Annotated in this window: 5 protein-coding genes and 1 pseudogene; 5 read left to right on the top strand and 1 reads right to left on the bottom strand. The window is 73.0% G+C overall.

The features are described from left to right. The 5 genes from CCN33_RS20825 to CCN33_RS20845 all read left to right on the top strand — a co-directional run. The coding region (locus CCN33_RS20825; protein ID WP_086695085.1) for a helix-turn-helix domain-containing protein at positions 1 to 285 on the top strand (285 nt) is incomplete at its 5' end. 112 nt (positions 286 to 397) lie between these two features. Then, positions 398 to 901: a 2-oxo-4-hydroxy-4-carboxy-5-ureidoimidazoline decarboxylase gene (gene uraD / locus CCN33_RS20830; RefSeq protein ID WP_086695086.1), complete on the top strand. Its 504-nt coding sequence runs from the start codon at positions 398 to 400 to the stop codon at positions 899 to 901. Between the two features lie 14 nt (positions 902 to 915). After that, positions 916 to 1260 carry a hydroxyisourate hydrolase gene (gene uraH / locus CCN33_RS20835; protein ID WP_086695087.1) on the top strand — a complete coding sequence of 115 codons (345 nt, stop codon included), beginning with the start codon at positions 916 to 918 and terminating at the stop codon, positions 1258 to 1260. A 5-nt stretch (positions 1261 to 1265) separates the two neighbouring features. After that, positions 1266 to 2180, top strand: coding sequence for a factor-independent urate hydroxylase (gene pucL, locus CCN33_RS20840; RefSeq protein WP_086695088.1), 915 nt, complete (start codon positions 1266 to 1268; stop codon positions 2178 to 2180). A gap of 16 nt (positions 2181 to 2196) precedes the next feature. Next, positions 2197 to 3564, top strand: a complete 1368-nt coding sequence (locus CCN33_RS20845) for an 8-oxoguanine deaminase (RefSeq protein WP_086695089.1) — start codon at positions 2197 to 2199, stop codon at positions 3562 to 3564. A 6-nt stretch (positions 3565 to 3570) separates the two neighbouring features. Here CCN33_RS20845 and CCN33_RS20850 read toward each other — a convergent pair. After that, positions 3571 to 3985, bottom strand: a pseudogene (locus CCN33_RS20850) (hypothetical protein); the annotation flags it as partial.

The following is a 3985-nucleotide window of genomic DNA, read 5'->3' on the forward strand; positions in this document are numbered from 1 at the left end:
GAGGCGGGCCCGGACGACGTGGTGCTGGCCTGGGAGGGCGCCGAGGTCGTCGCCGTACGGCTGCCGCAGCTCGCGGAGTCCCTCGACCACATCCTCACCGCGCTGGAGCGCCGCGAGGGGCGGCCGCTGGCCGAGCTGGACCGCAAGGCCAAGCAGGAGATCGTCCGGACGCTGGAGGCGCGGGGCGCCTTCGCCGTGCGGCACGGGGTGGAGACCGTGGCGGGGGCGCTGGGCGTCAGCCGCTTCACCATCTACAACTACCTCAACCGGGAGAAGGGCCGCTGAGGCCGTCCGGTAACCCAGAATTTTCAACAAAGTGTTGACGTGTCGTCGCGGTGAGGCGTTAGCTGACGGCACCCCGTCCGGCACGACGGCCCTCGCGGCCACGGAGGCGCCCGTGACATCGCCCGCCACCCCCCTGGGCCTGGCCCGGTTCAACGCCCTCGGCGACGAGGCCGCGCTCGCCGCCCTGCACGAGGTGTGCGCCTCCACCGCCTGGGGCCGCCTGCTCCTGGTCGCCCGCCCGTACGCCACCCCGGACGACCTGTACCTCGCCGCCGACGCGGCCCTCGCCGGACTCGGCGCCGACGATCTGGCCGAGGCGATGGCGGGCCACCCCCCGATCGGCCGCCCCAGGCCCGGCGACCCCGCCTCCACGCGGGAGCAGCGCGGCATGGCGGGCGCCTCCGACGCCCTGCGCGCCGAGATGCTGGAACTGAACCTCGCCTACCAGGACCGCTTCGGCCATGTCTTCCTGATCTGCGCCACCGGCCTGACCGGCGAGCAGATGCGCGACGCCCTGACGGAGCGGCTCGGCAACACGCCGGAGCGGGAACGGGAGACCGCCCGCGCCGAACTGGGCAGGATCAACCGCATCCGCCTGGCCCGACTCGTCGCCTGAAGGACGCCCGCACCATGACCACCACCGCCTCCGTGTCCACCCACATCCTGGACACCTCGCTCGGACGCCCCGCCCGGGGCGTCACCGTCCGCCTCTCGGCCCGCACGGCGTCCGGCGGCGACTGGCGCCCGCTCGGCGAGGGAACCACCGACGCCGACGGCCGCTGCCGGGATCTGCCGGCCCCGCCGGGGGACACGGCGCAGGTACGGCTCGACTTCGCCGTGGAGCCGTACCTGAGGGAGAGAGGGGAGGCGTTCTTCCCGGAGGTGACCGTCACCTTCGCCGTACGGGCCGGGGAGCACTACCACGTCCCGCTGCTGCTCAGCCCGTTCGGCTACTCCGTATACCGAGGGAGCTAGCTTTCATGGCAGAAACGTCCCGCCCGGCCGGGCCCGCGATCCTGGCACAGAACCAGTACGGCAAGGCCGAGAACCGGGTCGTCCGGATCACGCGCGACGGCGCCACCCACCACATCAAGGACCTCAACGTCTCCGTCACCCTCAGCGGCGACATGGACGACGTCCACTACTCCGGCTCCAACGCCCACGTCCTGCCGACCGACACCACGAAGAACACGGTGTACGCCTTTGCCAAGCGGTACGGCATCGAGTCCGCCGAGCAGTTCGGCATCCACCTGGCCCGGCACTTCGTCACCTCCCAGGAGGCGATCCGCACGGCCCGCATCCGGATCGAGGAGTACGCCTGGGACCGGATCGGCGCGGAGGACGGCGGGCACTCCTTCGTCCGCAAGGGCCAGGAGGTGCGGCTCACCCAGGTCTTCCACGACGGCACCTCCTGGCAGGTCGTCTCCGGACTGGGGGACCTGGTGGTGCTGAACTCCACCGACTCCGAGTTCTGGGGCTACGCCAAGGACGAGTACACCACCCTCCCCGAGGCCTACGACCGCGTGCTGGCCACCGAGGTGAACGCCCGCTGGCGGTACGGCTGGACCGGCGAGGGCGACGCGCCCGACTGGGACGCCTCCTACGCCGGGACCCGGCGCCATCTGCTGGAGGCGTTCGCCGGGACCTATTCGTACTCCCTTCAGCAGACCCTGTACGAGATGGGCGCGCGCGTGATCGGGGAGCGTGCTGAGATCGACGAGATCCGGCTCTCCCTGCCGAACAAGCACCACTTCCTGGCCGACCTCACGCCCTTCGGGCTGACCAACGACAACGAGGTGTACCTCGCCGCCGACCGGCCCTACGGCCTGATCGAGGCGACCGTCCTCCGCGAGGGCCGCGAGGCGGCGATCCCGGTGGACCTCACCAACCTCTGAGAGCGAAGGACGAACCGTGGCACCAGCCGAGCGCATCGTCATCGAGAACTGCGCGATCGCCACCGTGGACGCCGACGACACCGAGTACGCCACGGGGCACCTCGTCCTCGCGGACGACCGGATCGAGTCGGTCGGCCCGGGCCCGGCCCCCGACGGGCTCACCGGGGTCACCCGCCGGATCGACGCCACCGGGCATCTGGCCACCCCCGGCCTGGTCAACACCCACCACCACTTCTACCAGTGGCTCACCCGTGGTCTGGCCACCGACCACAACCTCTTCGACTGGCTGACCGCCCTCTACCCGACGTGGGCGCGCATCGACGAGGACATGGTGTCCGCGGGCGCGCGGGGCTCGCTGGCGATGATGGCCCGGGGCGGGGTCACCACCGCGATGGACCACCACTACGTCTACCCGCGCGGCACCGGCGACCTGTCCGGCGCCATCGTGCGCGCCGCCCGCGACACCGGCGTCCGCTTCACCCTGGCCCGTGGCTCGATGGACCGGGGCGAGTCGGACGGCGGGCTGCCGCCGGACTTCGCGGTGGAGAGCCTGGAGGAGGCGCTGGCCGCCACCGAGGCCACCGTCGCGGAACACCACGACCCCTCCTTCGGCGCACTGACCCAGGTCGCGGTCGCGCCCTGCTCACCCTTCTCGGTGTCCACCGAACTGATGAAGCGGGGTGCGGAGCTGGCGCGGCGGCTGGGAGTGCGGCTGCACACCCACGGCTCGGAGACGGTGGAGGAGGAGAAGTTCTGCCACGAGCTGTTCGGGATGGGCCCGACCGAGTACTTCGAGTCCACCGGATGGCTGGGGGAGGACGTGTGGATGGCGCACTGCGTCCACATGAACGACTCCGACATCGCCGCCTTCGCCCGCACCGGCACCGGCGTCGCCCACTGTCCGTCCTCCAACGCCCGGCTGGCGGCGGGGATCGCACGGGTACCGGACCTGCTGAAGGCGGGCGCCCCGGTCGGCCTTGGCGTCGACGGCACCGCCTCCAACGAGTCCGGCGAACTCCACACCGAACTGCGCAACGCCCTCCTCGTCAACCGCCTCGGCCCGCACCGCCAAGCCGCCCTCACCACCCGCCAGGCCCTCCGCCTCGGCACCTACGGCGGCGCCCAAGTCCTGGGCCGGGCGGCCGAGATCGGCTCCCTGGAGCCCGGCAAGCTCGCCGACCTGGTCCTCTGGCGCATGGACACCCTGGCCCACGCCTCCATCGCCGACCCGGTGGCGGCCCTGGTGCTCGGCGCTCCGGCCCCGGTCACGGCCTCCTTCGTGGGCGGCCGGCAGATCGTGGCGGACGGGGAGCTGCTGCACGTGGACGAGGACGCGATCGCCCGGACCACCCGCGAGCAGGCGCAGCGGCTCGCGCGGAGCTGACCGGGGTCACACCCGGCGCGGGGACCCAAGGAGGTGGCGGGTTCGGGTGCGGGCCTCGGTGTACTCGCCGCACTGCCAGCCCGCCGCCTCCAGCGTGGCCGCGTACGGCTGGAGCGCCGGGCCGTACACCGCGACCGCCTCCGGCTGCGGGGTCGCGCGGACGCGGTAGCCGGGGGTGCCGGCGTGCTCCGGCTGGTGGCCGGCCGCTTCCAGCGCCAGGGCGGCGGCGCGGACCAGGTGGGTGCGTTCCCAGCCGCAGGGGCGGTCGGTGGCGCCGTCGGGATTGGTCATGCGGCGCAGCTCCATGAGGCCCTGCCAGGCGTCGCGCACCTCGCGCATCCGGGAGGCGCCGGGCGGTGCCTCCTCCGCGCCGCCGACCCGCGCGGCGAAGACACCGGCGGGGGCGGGGGCGGGTGCGGAG

The sequence above is a fragment of the Streptomyces recifensis genome, assembly GCF_002154615.1.
GTDB classification, from domain to species: domain Bacteria; phylum Actinomycetota; class Actinomycetes; order Streptomycetales; family Streptomycetaceae; genus Streptomyces; species Streptomyces griseoluteus.

What these genes read in the sequence shown, in the direction of transcription:
- uraH (WP_086695087.1), top strand. Translation starts at nt 916, where the DNA reads ATGACCACCACCGCCTCCGTGTCCACCCACATCCTGGACACCTCGCTC.
- pucL (WP_086695088.1), top strand. Translation starts at nt 1,266, where the DNA reads ATGGCAGAAACGTCCCGCCCGGCCGGGCCCGCGATCCTGGCACAGAAC.